13 protein-coding genes are annotated in these 22,470 nt (G+C 61.5%); 8 read left to right on the top strand and 5 right to left on the bottom strand.

All coding sequences use genetic code 11. The features are described from left to right. Nucleotides 1–74 precede the first annotated feature (74 nt). Nucleotides 75–6,380, bottom strand: coding sequence for an alpha-2-macroglobulin family protein (locus D3Y59_RS17110; RefSeq protein WP_119446148.1), 6,306 nt, complete (start codon nucleotides 6,378–6,380; stop codon nucleotides 75–77). A 497-nt stretch (nucleotides 6,381–6,877) separates the two neighbouring features. Between D3Y59_RS17110 and D3Y59_RS17105 the strand changes: the two genes are divergently transcribed. Further along, nucleotides 6,878–7,330 carry a hypothetical protein gene (locus tag D3Y59_RS17105; RefSeq protein ID WP_119446147.1) on the top strand — a complete coding sequence of 151 codons (453 nt, stop codon included), beginning with the start codon at nucleotides 6,878–6,880 and terminating at the stop codon, nucleotides 7,328–7,330. Nucleotides 7,331–7,359: 29 nt separating this feature from the next. Here D3Y59_RS17105 and D3Y59_RS17100 read toward each other — a convergent pair whose 3' ends face one another. Next, entirely contained in the window at nucleotides 7,360–7,938 is a 579-nt protein-coding gene (locus D3Y59_RS17100; protein WP_119446146.1) for a DinB family protein, read from the bottom strand. A gap of 343 nt (nucleotides 7,939–8,281) precedes the next feature. Between D3Y59_RS17100 and D3Y59_RS17095 the strand changes: the two genes are divergently transcribed. Next, on the top strand, nucleotides 8,282–8,656 hold the full coding sequence (locus D3Y59_RS17095) for a hypothetical protein (protein ID WP_119446145.1): 375 nt from the start codon (nucleotides 8,282–8,284) through the stop codon (nucleotides 8,654–8,656). A 4-nt stretch (nucleotides 8,657–8,660) separates the two neighbouring features. Here D3Y59_RS17095 and D3Y59_RS17090 read toward each other — a convergent pair whose 3' ends face one another. After that, nucleotides 8,661–10,175 (bottom strand): hypothetical protein, encoded by a 1,515-nt coding sequence (locus tag D3Y59_RS17090; protein WP_119446144.1) that lies wholly within the window; start codon nucleotides 10,173–10,175, stop codon nucleotides 8,661–8,663. Nucleotides 10,176–10,802: 627 nt separating this feature from the next. Between D3Y59_RS17090 and D3Y59_RS17080 the strand changes: the two genes are divergently transcribed. From D3Y59_RS17080 to D3Y59_RS17070, 3 genes are read left to right on the top strand one after another with little or no spacing between them, the layout of a single operon-like run. Continuing rightward, nucleotides 10,803–12,548 (top strand): ABC transporter substrate-binding protein, encoded by a 1,746-nt coding sequence (locus D3Y59_RS17080; RefSeq protein WP_119446142.1) that lies wholly within the window; start codon nucleotides 10,803–10,805, stop codon nucleotides 12,546–12,548. 6 nt (nucleotides 12,549–12,554) lie between these two features. Continuing rightward, complete coding sequence (locus D3Y59_RS17075) at nucleotides 12,555–13,577, top strand: ABC transporter permease subunit (protein WP_162910867.1); 1,023 nt, start codon at nucleotides 12,555–12,557, stop codon at nucleotides 13,575–13,577. Beyond that, the gene (locus tag D3Y59_RS17070) at nucleotides 13,577–14,536 is read left to right on the top strand and encodes an ABC transporter permease (protein WP_119446140.1); all 960 of its coding nucleotides are present in this window, start codon (nucleotides 13,577–13,579) and stop codon (nucleotides 14,534–14,536) included. The genes D3Y59_RS17075 and D3Y59_RS17070 overlap by 1 nt, the downstream gene beginning before the upstream one ends. 601 nt (nucleotides 14,537–15,137) lie before the next feature. Here D3Y59_RS17070 and ftsH read toward each other — a convergent pair. Together ftsH and rsfS are read right to left on the bottom strand one after the other, a co-directional pair. Next, nucleotides 15,138–17,261 (bottom strand): ATP-dependent zinc metalloprotease FtsH, encoded by a 2,124-nt coding sequence (gene ftsH, locus D3Y59_RS17065; protein WP_119446139.1) that lies wholly within the window; start codon nucleotides 17,259–17,261, stop codon nucleotides 15,138–15,140. A 176-nt stretch (nucleotides 17,262–17,437) separates the two neighbouring features. Further along, nucleotides 17,438–17,824 (bottom strand): ribosome silencing factor, encoded by a 387-nt coding sequence (gene rsfS / locus D3Y59_RS17060; RefSeq protein WP_059072328.1) that lies wholly within the window; start codon nucleotides 17,822–17,824, stop codon nucleotides 17,438–17,440. Between the two features lie 15 nt (nucleotides 17,825–17,839). On the opposite strand from rsfS, the gene D3Y59_RS17055 reads away from it, so the two are divergent. The 3 genes from D3Y59_RS17055 (at nucleotide 17,840) to D3Y59_RS17045 (ending at nucleotide 22,351) form a co-directional block, all read left to right on the top strand. Next, entirely contained in the window at nucleotides 17,840–18,655 is an 816-nt protein-coding gene (locus D3Y59_RS17055; protein ID WP_240410413.1) for a biotin--[acetyl-CoA-carboxylase] ligase, read from the top strand. Nucleotides 18,656–18,823: 168 nt separating this feature from the next. Beyond that, nucleotides 18,824–19,213, top strand: a complete 390-nt coding sequence (locus D3Y59_RS17050; RefSeq protein WP_119446137.1) for a T9SS type A sorting domain-containing protein — start codon at nucleotides 18,824–18,826, stop codon at nucleotides 19,211–19,213. A 144-nt stretch (nucleotides 19,214–19,357) separates the two neighbouring features. Next, nucleotides 19,358–22,351: a glycosyltransferase family 117 protein gene (locus D3Y59_RS17045; RefSeq protein WP_119446136.1), complete on the top strand. Its 2,994-nt coding sequence runs from the start codon at nucleotides 19,358–19,360 to the stop codon at nucleotides 22,349–22,351. The last annotated feature ends 119 nt before the right edge of the window (nucleotides 22,352–22,470 follow it).

Here is a 22,470-nt window from a genome sequence, read left to right as displayed (position 1 = left end):
TACGCAGCAACCAGCTGCCGACATAGCCGGCAGTTGGTTGCTGCGTAGCTACCCAGTGCCCTAGGCGGCCCTGGTTATTGCGCCCCGATGCGCAGGCGCTGACCGGCCGAGTGGCTGGTGAATTCCGGCGCGTAAAGGCACTGCACCTGGCTAATGCCCGACGAGAAGTCGCCGGCCTGGGCCGCGCGCAAGCGGTACTCGAACACGTGCGTGCCGCGGGGCAGCACGTCCAGGAAGAAGTTGGTGGCGGCATCGCGCGGGCTCTCGTAGTAGCCGAGGCCTTGCTGGTAGCGGTAGCCCGAGGTTTGGCCAATCAGCTCGAGGCCCGCGGCGCGGGTATCTTTCAGGTGCACAAACTCTAGCTCGCGGTCGGTTTTCAGCACCAGGCGCACCACCAGCACTTCGCCTACCCGCAGTGGGGCATTGGCTTGCATGGGCGCCAGTACCGGGCCGTTGTTGCTCGGTGTTTCGCGGAAGAGCTGGCGCGTGAGCGTAATGGGCGCTTTATCGGCCTGCGTAATCTTATCGGGTCGCTCGAAGTACTGCCAGTACAGCGCGCCCCACGCCACACCGGCGTCGGTTTTCTGCACGCGCACTTTGCCCAGGGCCGGCTTTACCTCGGCGGCTGGGTAGCTGCGCTTGAGGTAACCGGTGCCAGCCTCGGCTCCTTGGCTGGTGTTGATGCCCTGCGCACCTAGGGAAACCTGCAGCGGCTGCGCGGGCTCGAGCCAGTTGCGCCCGCCTTGCAGCAGCAGCGCGTAGCAGGCATCGGCGGTGGCGCGGGTGCTTTCCCAGTTGTGGGTGCGCTTGTGCGCCAGCAGCCACAGCTGCATTTCCTCCACCGACGGCTGATCTTGGGCTACTTCGCTGAACACCTCGATTAGCTGCGCCTGGGTTTCGGTGGGTGCCTGTTGCCAGTAGAAGCCCGGCTGCACGTCTTTCCAGTACATGCCGAGCTCGTCGGAGCGGAGGGCGTTTTGGCGCAGCGCCTCTACCACCTCGCGGGCGGACTTGGCCTGGCCGTTGCGGTGCAGCACTATGGCGGCAAAGCCTTGCAGGTAGCGGTTGCGCTTGGGCCAGTACTTGGCGGTTTGCTCGCGGTAGTAGTCGTAGGCCGGTTTGGCCTCGGCGGGTACGGGCAGCTCGGCCGCCCAAAACGAGCGGGCGTAGAGCGCCTGCAACGTGGCGTCGGCTAGGTGGTCGTCGGTGAGTTTTACGCCTTTTTGCCGCCGCAGCTGGGCGTAGTCGTCGGCTAGTTCGCGGTCGAGGTAAGCCACGGCGCGGCGCAGCATGTCGGCGGTGCGGGCATCCTGCAAGGCATCGAAAGCACCTAAGCGGCGCAGGCGACCAAAGCCGGCCACCACCACTTGCGTGATGTAGCGGTTGTCGGGCATTTGCTTAAACCACGGGAAGGCCCCGCTGGGGCTTTGCAGCTCCTGGAGCTTTTGGGCGGCGCGCTGGGTTTCGGCTTGCAGGCGCGGCTCGTCGAACAACTCGCCCAAGCGGCGCATGCGCTCCGTGTCCGACTGCCCCTCGCGCACCCACGGCGTTTCCTGCAGCAGCAGGGCTTTCAGCTCCTGGTTTTGCTCGAGCTTGGAGCGCAGCGCGTTCGGGTCGCCGCTGGCAACGGCGCGCTTCCACTCTTCCAGTACGGGCCGGATGCGCGGATTTTGCTGCACAATGCGGGCGGCAAGCGTATTGGCGTAGAGGCGCGAGAAAACCTGCTCGGAGCACTCGTAGGGGTACTCCATCAGGTAGGGCAAGCTCTGCACGGCGTACCAGGCCGGGTTGCTGGTTAGCTCCAGCGTGAGGCTCTGGTTTTGGCGCGTGGCCGAGGTGGTGCTGGTCAGCTTCTTCAGCTCAAACTCGCGCACCGAGTTGCCGCGCACGGTAAGCGGCAGCGCCTCCGTTACGAGCAGGCGGTTGGGCAGCACGGGCAGGGTGTTTTCCTCGCCATCGGAGTAGTTTTTGGCTTGCGCCACCACGCGGTAGGTTACGGCCTCGAGGCCGGCCGGAATGCTCAGCTCCCACCCTACCGTGGTGCTCTGGTTGGCGGCTGCCTTAAACTTCGTTTGGGCTTTGCCGCGCAGCAGTTGCTTGGCTATGGGCTGATTGGTGCGGGCATCCAACAAGATGAGTTGGGCCGTGCCACCTAGGGCTTTGCCGGTGAGGTTGCTGATTTTGGCCGTGAGGCGCAGCTGGTCGCCTTCGCGGAAGAAGCGCGGGGCATTGGGCGTTACCATCAGCTGCTTTTGCGTAACGAGCTGCCGCGCCAGCATGCCGGTTTGCAAATCGGGCGTGTGCGCCAGCGTGAGCAGCTGCCAGCGGGTCACGGCCTCGGGCATCTGAAATTCCAGCACCACTTCGCCTTGGTCGTTGGTGCGCACGGCGGGTGCCCACAGGGCCGTTTCGCGGAAGTCGGAGCGGACGGGTACGGTAGCGAGGTCTGAGGTTTTGGGTTGTTGCGGTGCTCCTAAATCAGTTACTACGACTTCATTTAACTGTTTTTTACTTGATGCCGACTCGGTGGAAGCATCGGCTACAGCCATGGCGGCTACGGGGGCCGGTGCGGCAGTTCCGCGGATCATAACTCCTGCAGCTCGCCCCTGAAGTGCCCTTCGTACGCCACCGCCACGACTCGGCAACGCTTCCTGGTCAGGAATTTCGTCGTCGTGCTTGATAACCGGCGGCGTAAACTTCACGCTTAACAATTGCCACTGCCACAGAACAAGACGGAGTTCGGGGTGGCTATAGTATTGCAAACCCGTGGGCTTGCCAGCAAATTCATCCAGCAGCAACTCCCAGTTCTCGGCCCCGAAAGACGCTGCAATCCACCCAAACCGCTGCCCGAAATACGGCTGCGGCAGCTCGGGCTTCGCGAAAGCATGCGGACGGAAGTAATCGAGCGACTGATCGTAGAGCGAGGCCAGCAGCTCGGCCGCGGCGGGCTGGTTTTGGCTATTGCGAATGGTGAGGCGCCAGGTTTCCTTCTGGCCGGGCTGCAGCTTGTCGCGGAAGGTGCTGATTGCAAGCTGCAACGGCCGTTGCGGCTCAGCCACCTGCACCGTGGCTTCCTGCTGATAGAAACGTCCGGCGTGCACAAACATCAGCCGCACGTGCATGGGCCCGGCGTTGGCGGCTGTGGTGGGCAGGCTGATGAGCCGTTGCCCGCGGCGCAGCGGCAGCCACTCGGTGCGTATTAGCTGGCCTTGGCTTTCTACCTCCAACCGGGCCTGCACCGCCTCAAAACCCGAGCCGACGAGCACTTGCACGGCTTGGCCCGGGGCTACGGTATCCTGCAGGGCCGTAAGCCACTGCGGCACGGGCAACGGCAGCTGCGGCGCGGCAGGGTTGTAGAGCGTGAAGCCCAGACGAGTACGGGCCGTATCGGTGCCGGCAAGGGTGCTGGCCTCCAGCAGGTAAGCGCCCGGCGTTTGGGCACCTAGGGCGCGGGCCACCTCGGGCAATTGGGTGCGCTGGCCGGTATCGAAACGCCACTCAATTAGTAACGTGCGCGGCCATTTGTCGGGGTTGTCTTCGCTGAGCCAAGCATCGTGCGGGAAAAGCTGCTGGTGCTCGTCGCGGCCGAGGCCGGGCTGATCGGGAGTTGGCCACAGGCGCGGGCGCAGCACGCGCACCGGCGGCGTGAGGCGGTAAAGGCGCAGGGTACCGGTGGCGGGCACGGCCTCGCCGGTGGCGTTCTGGCTGCGCAGCACAAACGCATCTTCAATCTGCTGCTGATTTACCAACCTAGGGCCGCTCAGGGACATGTTCAGCGCTTGGCCACCTAGGGTTACGCCGCGCTCGGCGGAGCGCGTTTCGCCGTTGGGGTCGGTTACATCGGCGGTTACCACGAACACGTAACTGGGGCGCCACGGGCTGGGCGGGCGGTAGCCGTCTTCATCGTCTTCGCCCTCTTCGGGCGTGTCGTCGTTGGCGGCTTCGTCGGGCGGGGTGGCCGCGAAGCTTACCCGGAAGCGGCCTTGCGCATCAGTAGTAGCAGTGCCGGTGGCAATTTGCTGCTCGCCGCCGCGGCCTGGGTAGTAAGGGCGGCGGATGCCCGAGGAGCTGCCGAAGCCGAAGTTCAGCTCGGCCCACCCGAACATAGGCCACACCGTGCGGCGCACCACGCGGTACTGCACCGTGGCGCCATCGATGGCCTGGCCGGCGTAGGCCGTGGCCGTGCCGCGCACCGAGAGCGTATCGCCGAGCTTGGGCGTGCCCTTTATGGGGTCGAGCGCGACGAAGAACGTAGGGCGCTTGTAGTCCTCGACGGATATAAACGCTTCGCCTAGGTACTGTTCTTCACCCAAGTACTTGGTGCGCGCCTGCAGCTGCATTTGCCCGTTGAGCAAGCCCGTGGGCAGCGTTACGGAGCCGTGGAAGCTGCCGTAATCGGAGGTGGTGAAGGCAAATTCCTGCACGGGCTGGCCGTTCACATCGAGCAAGCGTACCTGCACCTGCGTGTTCTTCAGCACTTGGCTGCGGCCGCCTAGGTTTTGCGCCACAATGCCTTTAAAGGACACCGTTTGGCCGGGCCGGTAAATAGCGCGGTCGGTGTAGAGGAAAGCCCGCGGGCGCCGCTCCTGCTCGGTGTTGCGGTTCGGAATGGGGCGGTTGTTGCCTATGTTGGTTTCCACCACCAGGGTGTCGGCACCGCGGCGCAGCAGCAAGGCTTGTTGATAGGCGCGGCGGTTATCATCGGGCGGTATGTTCAGGAAGCCCTCGGCGCTGCTCGGCCGCATGGGGCCGGCGTAGTGTCGCACTTTCGCGTTGGTGTAATCCTGGTACCACAGCTGCACGCCCACGCCCGCCAGTGGCTGGCCGGTGCGGCGGTCGAGCGTCCAGAGGTCGGTGCCGCTCGCGGGGGCGGCGCGGTGCACCTCGCCCAGCTCGCTCACCGATACAAAAGCGTAGGCCGTGGCAATGTTGTCGCGTTCCTTGCCGGGCTGCTGGGCCGCAGTGCTCACCAGCACCAGGTAATGCCCGGCGGGCAGCTTGGGTCCGGCTACCTCGGCGCGGTGCGCGCGGTAATCGGTGGGCCCGGGCAGGGCCATTGCCCAGGTAGCGGTGGGTTTGGTGCCGAGGCGTTTGGCGTAGGCCTTCTGAATGTCGGTATTGCGCAGCCCTTGCCGCTCGCGCAGCATGGCCGCGGCGGGCAGCCGCCAGGCAAAGCCGTACGCCTGCTTCAGGTTTCGGTAGCGCACGCTCAGCAGCATGGCCTCGTTGGGCAGCTGTACTTCGGCTGTTCGCACCTGCAATTCGGGCCGCTCCAGCTCGTTGATGATGCCCTGCGCCCGCGCTGCGCCCACCGATTTGGGATAACGCTGCACGGCGGCCCGCGCCAGCTCCATGGCCTCGGTGAGGCGCTTTTGGCGCTGGGCTTGCTCCGCAATGTCAGCCTGAAAATCGGCCCACGCAGGCAAGGCCTCGTAGCGCTGCTGGGCGCGGCGCAGGGCCGCGGTGTAGGCCACGGTTTTGTTAGCAAAGGCCGCACGCTCGTGCACAAAGGCCAGGCGCAAGCGCTCCACATCGGCCAGAGCGGCTTGGTTTTGGGCATCGCGCAGCCGGAAAGCCGTGAGCTGTTGCCACAGGCGCAAGGCGTGCAGCGGGCCGTTGAGTGAGTCGGCGGCCGGCGCACCTAGGGGCAGTTGGGCAAACTCCTCGTTGGGCCCCAGCAGGCGCGCATCAATAAAGCGAAACTGCTCGGCGGGGCGCGTGAGGTACAGCTCGTCGTCGTTGAGGGCCCCGATGGCGCGGTGGGCGAGCAGGTCGTAGAGCGTGGGGCGCAACTGCTGGCCTTGGGCATCGGCGGGCATGGCGAGTTGGCCCAGGTCGCGCAAGGTGGTTTGCTGCTGGCGGGCGGCCTCGGTTCCGACGGAGGCGCGGTAGTGGCGCACCACCTGCGCGGCCAGGCGGGCGGCATCCCAGGTCTGGAGGTCGGCGGCACCTAGGGAGTCGGCAGTGGCGGCGGCCAGCTGGGTGCGGTCGTAGAGGCGGTAGCGGTTTTGGCGCAGGTACTGGTGGTACTGCTCGGCCAGCAGGCTGTGCAAAATGGGCCGGGCCGGAAACGTGGCCGCGCCTAGGTCGGCTTCGAGCAAGCGAATGCCTTTGGCGTCGGCGTCTTCTTCGCGCTGCCGCAGCAAATGCAGGCGGTACACCAGGGCGCGCACGTAATCGGCCGGTTGGTTGGCGGCGCGGGCTTTCTGGTAAATGCCGAGCACCAGCTTTTGGGCCGCCTCGGTTTGGTTTTTGGCCAACAGCGCGTCGATTTTTTTCCACTGCGCGGCGTAGGGCCCGCCCGCCGGCGGGGCCGAGGCATTGGAAGGAACAACCATCGGCAACAGCCAGGCAGCCAGGATGAGCAGAAAGAAACGCATGGGCAAAGCAGGGTAAGCGGTGGGAGCTTCTGCCAACTAGATGCGGCGTCGGCCCCGATTCCACATCCGAAGTAGCAATATTTTGCCGGCAACCTGCGCGGCGTGGTCCGCCCCGTTTACCTTAGTCGCAATTGCCTACGTGTTATTGCCAACTGTTATGCCAGTTTATGTACCTGATGCCCGGAGAGCCCGCTGGCCCCGGCTTATCGTGGTGGTTGCCGTGGGCTCGTGCCTGCTGATTGCAACCGCGGGCGTATCCCAAACGCGCTAGGGGCTGCAGGCCGGGCCGGTGCTCACGCAAGTGCGCGTAGCGGGCGAAAAAACCGAGGATACCTCGCCGCTGCTGGGCTGAAAAGCAGCTCACGCGCCGGTGGAGCGCGCAAGCCAGCCTGGGCAATATTAACAAGGGCTACCAGTACCGGAGCGAGCAATTGCTGTACGCTGGCACCTCCGACTAAATCTTCATCCGCGAGCGGGGCCGCATCAGGCTAAACTACATGCAGGCAGCCATGCGCGTAGTGCTGGCCCTGGGCAAACGCGCACCCGCCGGCTGGCACCTTTACGCGGGCGGCCAGGCCGGCGTAGGCACTTCGGCTTCTGATGTTTACGACGAGAAGCGGCATTATGCAGCCGGGCCGCTGGCCGGCACGCAGCACTACAGCGGCGCCAAAGCTCTAACGTACGGCTACCTCAATAGCACAGGAGGCGGTTACGGCTTTACATTCGGCCGAAGCCGCACCGGCGACATCCGTCCGTTTTACCTGGGGGCCGAAGCAGGCGTAGGTTACCGGCACGGCCGCACGCAGGTGCAGCTGGGCGTGGCGCCTATTTTCTCGCAGCTTTTGCCGGCTTACATCGAACGGCACCGCCGCCACCAGTACTACCTGAGCAGCTCGCAGCTTACGGCTGCCTATCTGGTTGGCGAAGCGAGCTGGGCGCCAAAGCCCTAGGTGGCCGGCGGCGCAGCGGGCATAGGCAGCTAGCGCGGTTTCGAGTCGAGCACGCGCTCGGCCTGGGCCACGTGGCGCTGCAGGTGCGCAATCAGGAAAGCAAACTGATCGGTAAGGCGCAGGCGCACCAACGGGATGAGCGTGTTGGGAATGCGCACGGCGTTGGCGTTGATGTCGCGGGCCTGGTGCAACACGTTCAGCAGTTCGTCGAGCTGGCGAATGAACACCTCCACCACCGTGCGCGGCAGGCGCGAGCCGCTGGGCGCAAACTGCTGGGGCGTTTTCATGGGCTTTTCGCGGGCGGGCGTGAGCATGGCGGCCGTAAGGCGGCGGCCGATAAAGCCGTTTTTCACGAACTCGGCCGGACGGGCACCGCGCTCCTGGGCTTTGCGCACGCGCTGGCTCATTACGGGCAAGTACAGGCCGCCGATGATGTTGAGATGCTCGAGGCACTGGCCTACGCTCCACTTGCTGGGCGAAGGCCGGCGGTTGAGCTGGTCTTCGCTGAGGGGCCGGAAACGCTCCTGCGCAACGGTGCGCGCTTCCTCCACAGCGCGGGTCATTTGGTCGAGGAAATCGGCGGTACGTGGGGCAGCGGTGGCGGGCATCGGCTTAGGCAAGCAGGTACGTCTGAGGAAGGAAAAACGGCAGGCGCGTGTGCAACCGCAGCAAGGTACAGCAGGCGTCCGGCTTTGCCAACCAAGCCCGGCAAACCGGCGCTGGTTGGGGCTGCTGTGGCGCGCCCCAGCGGACTAGGTGGCGGCGGCCCGTGCGGCCAAAGGGGCCGCCCATGGGCGCATAGCGCCGCAGCCGGTATGGCCGAGTTCAGCGCAAAGCCAACCCCGCGAATAATGTGCAATTATTTATCGCAATTGTTCAGCTTATATATAATTTTCGCTTTATTTGTCACGTAAATCCTATCAAATATAACCTTAATACCAACACACCTTCATGAAAAAGCTAATCGTTACTGCTGTACTTGCCTGCTGCTTTACGGGCGCCATTGCCCAAGACGGCGGCACACTCAGCCAAAAAGCAGCCGAAGCTACGCGCGCCCTCACGCCGCAGCTTGGCCTCGACGACGCCCGCATCCTGAAGGTGAAAAGCCTTACCTATCAGCGCCTGCAACAAGAGCAAGAAGTGGAGCGTATGTACGCCGGCGACGCCGACGCCCGCAAAACCAAGCTGCAAGCCGTAGCCGATGCCTACTACGCTCAGTTGAAAACCGTACTGACGCCCACGCAGCTCCACCGCTACGAGCAACTGGTTGCCAGCACCGCTCCGGCCGCTGCGCCCGCCCAGGCCGTGGCCGCGCAGCACCCCTAGGTGCCTAGTTGCTTTGCTGGGCGTGCAGCTCGCGCAACAGCCCTAGGGCCTGCGCCCATAGGTTTTCGTAAGGTATAATCTCGATTTCGGCAAAGGCCTCGCCGGGCGGGGGCGTGTCGCGCAAACGCGCCAGCAACGCTTGCCCTTTTTTCTCGCTGGCTTCGGGCTCAAAGTTCTCCTTTACAGTTAGTTGCAGCAGCCGGAACATAAGCCGGCTGCGCAAGGTAGAGGCTTCGCGCAAGTGTGCCTTTTCGTACTTGCGTAAGCCCTCCAGGCGGGCCAGCAAAGCCTCTTTGTTGCCCTCGCGCAGGTAGTGCAAAAACTGCAGGATCAGGATGGCCACGTTGTAACCTTGTTTGTCGCGGCTGTGGTCGGGGATGCGCTGCACCAGTTGCGCAAACTGCAGGGGGCGCAGGCGCGCCTCGGCCGGGCGCACAAAAAACAAGTACGCCTGCATCAGCTCCCAGCGCTGCTGCGCGGGCAACGGTATCTTCGTTACGAACGGGTTCTGCTGCATGCGCCGCAGCAAGATGCCGGCCTGCGCGTAGTCGCCGTCGTGCATGGCCAACAAGTAATACAGCTCCAAAAAAGCGAACCAGTTGTTGTTGGAGCGGTGAAAAGCCTCGAGGTAGCCCTCGGCCAGCGCCAATCCCTCGGTAATGCGCCGCGCCCGCAAGTGGGCGTACATGCTGTAAAACTTGGTAAAGCGGCTATCGAAACGCTTGGGGTTGAGCTTGCCGGCGGCGAACAGGTTTTCGGCGGCGGTGGTAATGCGAATAATCTCCTCGAAGTTGCCACTAAGCTCCTGCTGCATCAGCCGCATCTTTAGCAACGGGTCGTACACGTTGTAAGTGGGCACTTGTTTGTACAGGCTTTCCAGCTTGCTGATTATGCCGGGTAGCTCTTGCAGCAAGCGGCGCCGGGCCACCACCGAGCGGACAAGCTTCATTTTGGCGTCCCAGTTTATCCGTTGGGCCTCGCGCTCTACCGCCAGGGTTTCGTAGAGCTTGGCCAGTTGCTTCACGCAGTGCTGGTACTGGGTGTAGTCGTTCGACTCGGCGTAAAGCGTGCGCAGCATTTCCCACGCACTGATTTCCTGCTGGGTAAACTCGCCGCTTGCCGCTAGTCGCACCACCTTCCGCAGCAGTTGGGGCAGCAGCACCCGCTCGCTTTCGCGCCACAGCATGGTGGCTTGGTACAGCAAATCGAGGCACTGTTGCTCGTAGCGCCGAAACGCCGGGTGCCGCAGGTCGGTATGGTCGAGGAAAAACAAGTGGTTGAGCAGTTTTTCCTGCAAGCGCTGCTTAAGCTTGCGCAGCGCGGCCATGCTGTTGGCCGAGGTGCTTTGGTATAAGCGCTTGGCCACTTGCAGGTTAGTCAGGCTTTCACCCGACACCAAAAGCTCCAGCAATTCCTCCTCTCTCGACTTCGAAGCGTGGCCCTCGGCAAAGTCGACCAACGGCAGCGTTGATAGGCGGCGGTTGGTCACAATTTTGGCCAAATTTATCAGCTCGTGCATCGAAAAACGTACGATTAACGCGCGCCAACTGCATTTGACAGCGCACAAGGGCCCAATACCCAGCGTCACAGAATACCCGATTTCTTCCTTTTATAGGCCGGGCAACCACCTCACATTTGCAGGATGAAAGATGTAGCTTTTGTGCGGCACTATGTCACAAACAGGTCAATATTTTTCAGCTCTAATAGCCCAAAGTGTAGCCTCATAGGCCAAAAGGGCTTTATCGGCTGCTTTTTTTACAATTAGTCTTTCTATTTGTCAGTCACATACACGCTGGTTTCTTCCTTTACTTAGCCCTGCATACCTGGTATGTTTGTTGTGTCCTCGGTTATAGTCCACCCCAAATCATACCACAATGTTGGAGCTGCTACTCATTGCTTTACTGAAGCTAGGCACCTTGTTGGGTGCTGGCACCACAACTCAGAACGCCACCCCTAACCCGGCTGGCGGCGCGGCTCAGTCTCAATCGCCGCAACCCACTGGCCCCGGCACCGGAACCACCCCGCCGCCGCCTAGCGGCACCCCCAGCATTGGCGGCAACGGGTGGGGCGAAACGCACTAATTCGCGTCTTCAGAGCAGTATTCGGTAACTTGGGCCGGTTCATCTACTCCGGACGCGCCAGGCTCATGTTACAATTCTCGTTCCCTAGGCTGATTGTTGTTCTCAGCCTGTGCGTTTGCTGCGCTTGTACCTCGTCGTCATCCAAGCAATCGTCCGCGCCGACTACGGTGCGGGTGTGCTGGCCCCGCGACCCTGAGTCCCTGAACCCGGTAACCCTGCCCAACGCCTACGCCATCCAAATCAACAACCTGCTTTACCAAAGCCTGTTGACGGTGGATGGCAGCCAGCGCCGCTTTGTGCCGTGGCTGGCCACCGCCATGCCGGTGGTGCGGCGCACCGATTCCCTGACATACATCAGCTACCAACTACGCTCCGAAGCTACCTGGGACAACGGCCGCCCAGTGTTGGCTTCGGACGTATTATTTAGCCTGAAAACCATTGCCTGCCCAGGCCTGCCCAACGAAAGCCTGCGCAGCACGCTGGGCTTTGTGCAGGATGTGCAGCTCGATGCCCAAAACCCGCGCCGCTTTACGCTGGTGTGCCGGGGCTACGCGCCGGAATACCGCACCACCAGCGGCGACTTCCCGGTGTTGCCCGAGTACTTGCTCGACCCCGATACACTGCTCCGGCGGGTGCCCGCGCGCCAGCTGCTCGCCGGCGACTCGGCACTAAACCAGGTGGCTGCGGTGCAGGCTTTTCGGCAGCGCTTTGAGCAAGGCGGGCAGTGGCGCGACCCGCGCACCGTGCGGGGCAGCGGCGCGTATCAGCTCGTAAGCTGGCAAGCGGGCCAGCGCGTGGTGTTGGAGCGCAAAAACAAATGGTGGGGCGATGCGCTCCAAAACGCCGGTTTTCCGTTGGTGGCCAATCCGCGGCGACTGGAGTTTCACATAGTGCCCAACGCTGCAACGGCTCTGTTGGCCCTGCGCCGCGGCGAGCTGGATGTGTACCCAAACATGCCAGGCCCCGATTTTGCGCAGTTGCGCAACACCGATTCGGTTGATTTTCATTTGTACTCCCCGGCGTCGTACCGGGTGGTGGTGATGGAAATCAACACCCAACAGCGCAGCCTAAGCGAGGCGCGTACCCGCCAGGCTTTTGCTCATTTGGTTGATGCCCAGCGCCTGATGCAGGCAACGCAATTTGGGCTGGGCCAGCGCAGCACGAGTCTTATTAGCCCGCGCGAGCGGTGGGTTTACCACGATAGCCTGCCCCTGCGCCCCTATTCGCCTCCGCAGGCCGCGGCTTTGCTGCAGCAAGCTGGCTGGCAGCGTAGCTCCAACGGTTGGCGCCGTGCGGGCAACAATGCCCAAGTGCTGGCTCCGCGCTTGTTTTACGCCGCCGGCGACCGTACCTACGAAACCATTGCCTTGCTGCTGCAACAAGCAGCTCGGCAAATTGGCCTTGCCATTAGCCTGCACCCCACCGAAGCCGGGCAGCTCTCGGCCCTGCGCCGCGAGGGCAACTTCGATTTGTGCTTGCGCACGTTGTACGGCAACCCATTTTCGTACGACCTACGCCCGCTGTTGCATACGGGCAGCATCGGCGAAGGCGGGGTAAACCGTACGCGTTTCGGCAACCCCGCTTCCGACCGCCTCCTCGACGCTATCGTGAGCACCGAAGACTCGACGCAAAAGGTGCGTTTGCTGCACAAGCTGCAAACGGTGCTGTACGTGCAAACGCCCATGGTGCCGCTGTTTTTCGAACCCAACCGCCTGGCCGTGGCGAAACGCTTCGGCAGCGTGCGCCCGAGCGGCCTCGAACCAGGCTACGACTTGCCCGCCTTCACCCTGACGCCAACCCCAAGGCCCTAGGTGCGCATGGCAAAACTGCTGGTATGGCGCATTGGCGTAGCCCTCGGCACTGCGTGGCTGGTGGCCTCGGCGGTGTTTCTGCTGAGCCGCGCCGTGGCCGCCAGCTCGCCGCAGCTGTTTGCCGCCGAGCAGCTTACGCCCACAGCCAGCTCGGCTGCCCGCGTAGCAACGGAGCAGCAATATCGCCTGCGCTTGGGCCTGCATCAACCGTTGTTTTACTTTGGCTTGCTGCCTTGGCAGTGGCACGGCCCGCGCAACCAGTACCATCGCTGGCTAACCCATTTAAGCCGCGGGCACCTAGGCACCTCGTACCGCGACGGCACCGCTGTGGAAGAGCACCTCGGAGCTGCGCTGCGGGTTACGTTGCCGCTTACAGGCACGGCGCTGGTGCTAACGGCATTGCTGGCCCTAGGTGCAGCCATGGCCGCTGCGCGCAAGGCACCCGTACGCCGCTTGCTGCTGCCGCTGGTGTACTTATTCGATAGCTTGCCTTTGTTTGTGGTGGGTTTGTTGTTGCTGGTGCTGCTGGCCAGCCCCGATTTTTGGCCGCTGTTTCCTTCCTACGGCCTTGAGTCGGGCGCGGCGCCCTGGCTGGGCAACCCGTTTCTCGACCGAGCTTACCACTTGGTGCTGCCGGTGCTGAGCCTAGTAGTAGTCGGCTTCCCGGCTGTGTTTTTGCCTACGGCGGCGGCGCTGCGGCAGCAGTGGCAGCAACCTTACGTTACCACGGCCCTGGCCAAGGGCACGCCCGCCCCAAGGGTTTGGCGGAGGCACGTGTTGCCCAATGCGCTGCCCGTTTTTGTGAGCCGCGTAACCGAGCTGCTGCCCGAGGTTGTGGCCGGCGCAGTGGTAGTTGAGCTGGTGTTTGCCCTGCCCGGTATGGGCCGCCTGCTGGTGGAGGCCGCCGCCAGCCGCGACTTGCCCTTGCTAATTGGCGGAGTGCTGCTAGTGGCCGTGGCGCGCGTGTTGGCGTGGGTATTGGCCGATGCTGCGCAAATGGTAATCGACCCACGCACCCGCACCAGCTAATGCGCACAGCGTCGGCAGCTTGGGTTGGGCGTGCGGCGGCCGTAGCTTGGCTGCTGTTGCTGGGCGTTGCAGCGGCGCTTGCCGTGCTGCGGCCCGAGCAGTGGCTTACCGTGCCGGTTGATGTGCTGCAAATCAATCTTCCGCCCTCGGGGCAGCACTGGCTCGGCACCGATGCATTCGGTCGCGACGTGCTCCGCGACGTGGTGGCCGGTACCCATTCGCTGCTGACGCTGAGTGTACCGGCGGCGGTGCTTACCTCGCTGTGCGGCATGTTGCTGGGTGCAGCGGCCGGCTCTTGGGGCAACGCGGGCCTGCGGGCACCTAGGCTGGCTTTGGGTGTAACTGGCGCCGGTCTGCTACTAGCCTTATTGATGCCGGCAGCTCATTTTCTGGGGTGGGTTACGGCGGCTTTGCTTGCGGCTGCGGCTGCCAGCCGTGTGCCCCAACGCTCCGTTGCCATACCCCTCGATCAGCTGCTGCAATTAGTTAGCACTTTTTTGGGCTCGTTGCCGCGGTTACTGCTGGTGCTGCTGCTTGCGGCCGTCCACGCTCCTTCCACCTTGTGGCTTATCGGTTTGCTCACGTTCACGTGCTGGCCGTCTACCGCCCGGCTGGTTCGCGTTCAGGTAATTCAAATAAAACAGCAAGGCTACATCGAGGCAGCATACGCCGCAGGTTTCACTGCGAGGCGGGTGCTGCTGCGCCACGTGTTACCCAACGCCTGGGCCACGTTGCGGGCCGCGCTGCCGCTAAACTTGGCCACGTGCATTGCCTTGCAAACCACGCTGGCGTTTTTGGGTGTTGGCTTATCGCCCGAGCGCGCCGATTGGGGCCGCACGCTGGCCACGGCTCGGCTCGAGCCTGCGGCTTGGTGGGTAGTAATGGGGGCAGCGCTGCCTTTGGCTACTACCATTATTTGCCTGCACGCGCTGTTAGCTACCCGATCGGGGCATAAATAGCCGCTGCTAGCACCTTTTTTAGGGGGCCTTTTGTCACATTTCACCCATTTATTGAAAGCCTTTTCTTGGCAGCAACAAGAGTATAACCGTGGTAAAAAGCTGGAATACTGGCCAAACAAGCTGTTTTATTATTTAGCCGCCTTCGAAACGAGCACAACAAGCCACGATAAATCCCTGTCACACAGAAGGCGTTTTCTTCCTTTACTTCCCTCGTAGCGTGCCGTAACATTGTATCAGAAAGGCAGCCAAAACCCCAATAACCCGGGGCAAGCTGGCCACTTCGAAAACGGCCAGCTCAGCGTAGCGGCTGCAAATGCTTGAACACTGTGTGTTCCGGAACCGCCGGACCAACCCAATATAAAAGCTCGGCGTCGATTTGCAACGCGGCGCCGGCTCAGGTACCATACTCCGGAGGATCAATTACTTAGTAGTTGTCCTTCTGTATAGGTTGTTGCAATAGGTGTGTTGAAAAAACCGCGGCCCTTGGCTGCGGTTTTTTTCTTTAAAATGAAGAGACAACCGAAAAAAAGAGGAGCCGCTGCCAGACGGGCCGCGACTCCTCTTTTTTGTTGCTCGCTACCTAGGTAGCCACCGATAAGCGTTAGGCAATGGTGCTGCCGGTTGGTACCGATGGCTCCGCGGCCGAGTGCCCATCCGGCGTGCCGTTGGTGTGGCCTGGCAGGTTCAGCTCGGGCAAGTCGTTGCTCAGGGGCACCGGGTGCTCTTGCTTCCGTTCGCTCAGGGTTTCGGAGCGGTCGGTTCCGGCGGTGTGGGCCTGGTAAGTGGTTTGCGCATCAAACGGGCGCTTGCCTACGAGGCGCTCCAAGTCGTCCTGCAGCAGGATTTCCTTTTCGAGCAGTTCGCGAGCTACTATTTCCAACTCGCGCCGACGCAAAGTGAGCAGGTTTTTGGTGCGGTTGTAGGCATCCTCGATGATTTTGCGCACTTCTTCATCGATCATCTGGGCCGTGGCTTCGGAGTAGGGCTTAGTAAAGCCGTACTCACCCGAACCTTTCGAATCGTAAAAGGAGATGTTGCCCAGCTTGGTGTTCATGCCGTACATCGTCACGATGCTGTAAGCCATCTTGGTGATGCGCTCCAGGTCGGACAAAGCACCCGTTGAAATCTTGCCGAACACCAACTCCTCGGCGGCGCGGCCACCTAGGGCCATGCACATCTCGTCGGTGAGCTGCTCCGTGTTATATAGAAACTGCTCTTTGGGCAGGTATTGCGCGTAACCTAGGGCAGCCACACCGCGGGGCACAATGCTCACCTTCACCAACGGATCGGCGTGCTCCAGGAACCAGCCCGCAATGGCGTGGCCAGCTTCGTGGTAGGCTACGATTTTCTTTTCCTCGGGCGAGATAAGCTTGTTCTTCTTCTCGAGGCCACCAATCACGCGGTCGATGGCATCTTGGAAGTCCTGCATCGTTACCATCTTCTTGTCGCGGCGGGCGGCAATAAGAGCGGCTTCGTTGCAAACGTTGGCAATTTCGGCGCCGGCAAAGCCAGGCGTTTGGGCGGCCAGCTTCTTGGCGTCCACGTCGGGCGACAAGGCCAGCGGCTTCAGGTGCACGCCAAAGATTTGGGTACGGCCGATGATGTCGGGTTTGTCGACGGAAATCTGACGGTCGAAGCGACCGGGACGCAGCAGCGCGGAGTCGAGGGTATCGGGGCGGTTGGTAGCGGCCAGGATGATAACCCCCGAGTCGGTACCGAAACCGTCCATTTCTACCAGCAGCGAGTTCAGCGTGTTCTCGCGCTCGTCGTTGCCGCCGGGCACGTTGCCGCGCGAACGGCTGCGGCCAATGGCGTCAATCTCGTCGATAAAGATGATGCAGGGAGCTTTGGCCTTGGCTTGCTTAAACAAGTCGCGCACGCGGGCAGCGCCCACACCCACAAACATCTCCACGAAGTCGGAACCCGACAGCGAGAAGAAAGGCACATCGGCCTCGCCGGCTACGGCTTTGGCTAGCAAGGTTTTGCCGGTGCCGGGGGGGCCTACCAGCAAAGCGCCTTTCGGGATTTTGCCACCCAGCACGGTGAACTTCGAAGGGTTCTTCAGAAACTCTACGATTTCCTGCACCTCTTCTTTGGCTTCCTCGAGGCCGGCTACGTCTTTAAAGGTGATTTTCACCTTGTCGCCGCCTTCAAACAAAGCCGCGCGTGACTTACCGATGCTGAAAATCTGGCCACCGGGTCCGGCTGCCCCGCTCATGCGGCGCATCAAGAACCAGAAGCCCACCAACAGAATGATAAAGAACGCCCAGTTGGTAAATATTTCACCAAAGCCAGTGCGGGTATCTACCCCAAGGCCTACGCGCTGCTCGGCCGGAATGGTGGCCTGCAGCTTGTCGTAGTCTTCCTTGAAGGTTTTGCCGTCGATTACGCGGAAGCTGTAGTGCGGGCCTTGGTCCGACACGAGCGGACCGCGGGTACGCAGCTGTTGGTTGTATTTGGCATTTTGCAGGGCTTCGCGCTTCAGCGTTACCTCTACCAGGCGGTCGTTCACGAGGGTTACGTCGCGCACGTCGCCAGCCTGCAGCATCTGCTCGAACTCTTGCTGCTTGATTTCGATAGCCGAGCTGCCCTTGCTTAGGTAGTAAAACCCAAACACGAGCACCGTCAGCCCGAGCAGCACCCACAGCTGCACACCGGGGCGCGGGGCACCGGGCGTGGGCAGCATGGGCTTTTTCTTTTTCGGAGAAGGGGTGTTATCTGGCATGTATAAGGAAAGTCTTCAACTAAAGAAGCACAGTAAGGAGAACACCCCGCGCCGGGGGTTTGTTCGGTCCGGCTGCATTATGTGCGGGGCAGCAGGGGTTGGCAGGGCAGACGTAGCTTTGCCGGCATTACTTTACCTAGGGGCAAGAAAAAACCGGCAAAGCTGCTTCGGTCGGCTTACTTAACCGCCGTTTCCTCTTCGATGTACGAAATTTCGGCGTCGCCCCACAGCTCCTCGAGCGCGTAGAACGAACGACGGTCGCGCAGGAACACGTGCACCACTACGTCGACGTAGTCGAGCAGTACCCACTCGCGGTTCTGGCGGCCTTCGCTCTGCCAAGGGTTTTGGCCGGTGGTTTTCTCTACTTCTTCTTCCACCGAGCGGGCAATGGCATCGAGCTGGGTATCGGAAGTGGCCGAGCAGATGACGAAGTAATCGGCAACAGCGTTTTTGAGATTTTTAAGATTAAGCACAACGATGTCGGACGCCTTTTTGTCCTGCATGCCGCGCACGATGATGTCTGCCAAGTTGTCCGAATCCTGCCGAACCGGGGTAATTTTCATGTGAGAGAAGTAGGTTTGTCAACACAAAGTAGGAAAAATCAGGTGGAGCAAATCAGCCCTCAAACCCTGTTCACGGGCCAACAGGTAATATGGTTGCCCGAATGCGGCTCCACAAACACCGAAGCACGCGAGTTGCTAGGCCAAAACCGCGCCACCGAGGGCTGCACCGTCATAACGAACAGCCAAACGGCCGGCCGTGGGCAGCGGGGCAACCAGTGGGAGGCGGCGCCTGGCGAAAACCTAACGTTATCGGTGGTGTGGCGGCCGGTGTTTTTGCCAGCAGCGGCGCAGTTCCAGCTGAACCTTGCCGTAGCGTTGGGAGTGCACGATTGGGCCGCCGGCTTGCTCGGCCCCGACCCCGCCCTGCGGCTAAAATGGCCCAACGATTTGTTTTACCAAGATCAGAAGCTGGGCGGCATTCTGATCGAGAACACACTTAGCGGCGCACAAATTCATTTTAGTATAGTCGGAATTGGATTGAACATTAACCAGACCGGCTTCGGCGTGCCCACGGCCACGTCGCTCGGGCTGCTCACTGGGCGCGCCTATGCCCTAGGTCCGTTGGCCACGCGCCTGCTCGAGCACCTAGAGCGCCGCTACCTGCAGCTGCGCGCCGGCCAGTACCAAGCCTTGCGCGCCGATTACCTGCGCGTGCTGTACCGCCACGATGGCGAGTGGCACGCCTTTGAGGTAGCCGGCCAACCGCTGCAGGGCCGCATTGCCGACGTAACCGAAACCGGACAGCTGGTGCTGGAGCTAAGCAACGGGCAGCACCGGCAGTTTGGCCTGCAGGAGATAAAGCACGTGCTGCCGAACGCGGTTAAACTTTAGGCCGGGTTGCTTGTCTGAGAAAGCAGCAAGTTGCCTAGGTCGAATTAGCGGCACGGCGCTTGCCATAGTGAAATAGAGCGGTTGAGCTGAGCAACCTTGCCAGGCAACTAACCGTCTATTTATCAACACACTGCTGTACCATACAGTACCTTACCTGCTCCAACTCCGATGAAAATTTTTACATACATCCTGGTATTCACCGCGCTGCTGCTCACGCAGTTGGTTGCCACGGCCACGCACCTGCGCCTAGGTGCCCGCAGCCGAGCGCAAGGCCCGCAGGAGCCGGTAGCAAACGCGGCCCCGCTCACGGTGTACCCCAACCCGGTGCGGGGCGGGCAGGCCACCATCGCTTTCAACGAAAGCAAACCGGGCAAAGCGTACCGCCTGCGCATCAGCAACATTATTGGCCGCGAAGTGCGCTCGGTACAGCTTCGCTCCGAAACGGCCGTGCAGGGCCAGCTCATCGATTTATCGACGCTGCCGGGCGGCATTTACTTCTGCTCGCTGCTGATGGATGAGCAAGTAGTAGCTACCAAGCGCCTGACGTTGCAGAATTAACTGCTTGCCTCGTACAAGCTCCGCCGCGGACCGCCGTTCTTACCCAAGAGCGGCGGCTTTTTTTGCGCCTAGGGGTCGTTGCGCATAGGCACCTGGGCACGTGCCGCTTTTATGCCTACTTTTGGCCTTCCTGAACAACCCTCTATGCAGCGTTACTCGCGTTTGAATAACTTGGTGGGCTGGCTGGTATTTGCCATTGCCACCGTTACCTATCTGCTCACGCTCGAGCCCACGGCTAGTTTCTGGGACTGCGGCGAGTTTATTGCCTGCTCCTACAAGCTGTTGGTGCCGCACCCGCCCGGGGCGCCCACCTTTTTGCTGTTGGGGCGCCTGTTTTCGCTCCTCTCGTTCGGCGACGTTACCAAGGTGGCCGTGTTGGTCAATGCCCTGTCGGCGCTTAGCTCGTCGTTCACGGTGCTGTTCCTGTTCTGGAGCATTACCATGCTGGCCAAAAAGCTGGTGATGCACCGCCCCGGCATGCACGACGACCGCACGCTGGAGCCCACCACGGGCCAAACGCTGCTTATTTTGGGCAGCGGCGTAGTGGGGGCGCTGGCCCTCACCTTCTCCGATTCGTTCTGGTTTAACGCCGTGGAGGCCGAGGTGTACGCCATGTCGTCGTTGTGCACGGCGGTGGTGGTATGGCTGATGCTGAAGTGGGAAAACCGCGCCGACGAAGCCGACTCCGATAAGTGGCTGATTCTGATTGCCTACGTAATGGGCCTCAGCATTGGCGTGCACTTGCTCAACCTGCTGGCCATTCCGGCCCTAGGTCTGATTTATTACTTCCGCCGCACGGCTCAGCCTACTTGGGTTGGCAGCCTGATTACGCTCGTTATCAGCAGCATCATTGTGGGGCTGATTTTGGTAGGCATTATCCCGGGCCTGCCGTCAATTGCCGGTAGCATCGAAGTATTCTTCGTCAACTCCCTTGGGCTTTTCTTCAACTCGGGCGTAATCTTCTTCCTGATTCTGTTCGTCGGGCTGCTGTGGATTGGCTTCCGATACTCTTTCCGCACCGGCAACCGCCTGCTGAACACGGCCCTGCTGAGCCTGGTGTTCATCCTGATCGGCTACACCTCGTACCTGATCATCCCGATCCGCTCGTCGTTCCTGCCCACCATCAACGAAAACACGCCCAACGACGTGCTTTCGTTTGTGAGCTACCTGAAGCGCGAGCAGTACGGCGACCGGCCGTTGCTGTACGGCCCGCAGTTCAACGCCCAGCCCATTGATCAGAAAGAGGGCGCGCCCCGCTACGTGCGCCAGGGCGATAAGTACGTAGTAGCCGAGCACCGCCTGGAAACCATCTACGACGATGCCGACAAGATGCTGCTGCCCCGCCTGTATTCACCCGACCCGGGCCACATTCAGCAGTACCAGAAGTGGGTAGATATTCAGCCCGACGCGAAGCCAAGCATGGGCCAAAACCTCGGCTTCTTGTTCCGCTACCAAATGGGCCACATGTACTGGCGCTATTTCCTGTGGAACTTCGTAGGCCGCGACTCCGATGTGCAACAAGCCGGCGTGCTGTGGCCTACCGAAGCTGGCAAAAGCGGCCTGCCCGAGCGCATCGCCGATAGCAAAGCCCGCAACAATTTCTTCGCCATACCGCTGCTGCTGGGCGTCCTAGGTCTGCTCTTCCACGTGCGCCGCGACGGCCGCAATGCCTTGGTGGTGGGCCTGCTGTTCCTGTTCACGGGCTTGGCCATTGTGGTGTACCTCAACCAGCCGCCCATCGAGCCGCGCGAGCGTGATTACACCTTTACCGGCGCCACCTACGCTTTTGCCATCTGGATTGGCCTGGGTGTGCTGGGCTTAGCCGATTTGCTACGGGCCGTGCTGAAAGCCGATAGCCTGCGCGGCGGCGTAGCCGTAGCCCTAGGCTTGCTGGCCCCCGTGCTGATGGTAGCCCAAGGCTGGGACGACCACGACCGCTCCGACCGCTACAACTCTGTCGATTCGGCCAAAAACCTACTGAACTCGTTGCAGCCCAACGCCATCTTGTTCACCAACGGCGACAACGACACCTTCCCGCTGTGGTACGCCCAAGAGGTGGAAGGCGTGCGCACCGACGTGCGCGTGGCCGTACTCAGCTACCTGAACACCGATTGGTACATCGATCAAATGAAGCGCCGCAGCTACAAGTCGCAGCCGCTGCCCATTTCGATGGATAATGCCACCTACCGCCAAGGCACCAACGATTATCTGCCGTTCGTGGAAAACCCCTCGGTGGCCTCGGTGAACCTGAACGAGTTTATGCAGTTGGTGAAGCAAAACTCGCCGCTGCTGCAAGTGCAAACGCAAAGCGGCCGCCCGCTGCTGTCGTTCCCCACGCGCAAGTTCTACCTCCCCATCGACACCACTGCCGTTGAAAAGCTGGGCATCATTCCGGCCGAGCGCCGTGGCCAGCTGGTATCGCGCATGGAATGGGATATGGGCCGGGGCGCTATCGAGAAGAAGAACCTGGTGATTCTGGACATGCTGGCCACCAACAACTGGCAGCGCCCGGTTTACTTCTCCTCGACCGTGAACTCGCAGGACTTCATGAGCTTGCAGCCGTACTTCCAGCTCGAGGGCTTGGCCTACCGCGTGCTGCCGCTTAAGGATCCGAACTACGACCCGCGCGGCCTAAACGAGGGCTACGTGGTGAACGATTTGATGCACGACATCCTGATGAAGCGCTTTGCCTTCCGCAACCTCGACCGCGCCGACATCTTCTACGACGAAAACAACCTGCGCTTCCCGGCCAACTACCGCGACAAGTTCTACCGCCTAACCCAGAGCTACGTGGATGCCGGCAACCTGGCCAAGGCCAAGGAGGTAATGGATTACTGCTTCAAGGTGATGCCCGACAAGAGCATTCCGTACGATTACTACGTGCCGCAGTTTGTGGTACCGCTGGTGAAAGTGGGCGAAACGCAAAAGGCCAACGAAATCATGGATACCATGACCAACCGCGCCCAACAAGCCTTGGCCTACTACAGCACCTCGCCCGAGGGCAGCCTGTTTGATGTGGAAATGCAGCTGAGCCTGCTCACGCTGCAAAGCGTGTACCGCGCCGCCGAGCAAATCGGCGACCGTACGCGCGCCACCCGGGCCTTGCAACTGTTGCAGCAGTACTACCCGCAAGGTTAGCCTGTACCCTTGCCCTAGGTATTACGCGGCCCCGCTACCCAGCGGGGCCGCGTTGATTTTGTGCATTTAGCATCAGCCTTTTGCAGCTTTTCGCCGGGTTTGCGTTAATTACCGCACCA

The sequence above is a fragment of the Hymenobacter oligotrophus genome (assembly GCF_003574965.1).
Lineage (GTDB): Bacteria > Bacteroidota > Bacteroidia > Cytophagales > Hymenobacteraceae > Solirubrum > Solirubrum oligotrophum.
The sequence above is the reverse complement of the archived record's forward strand: the minus strand, read 5'-3'. Positions and strand labels throughout refer to the sequence as shown.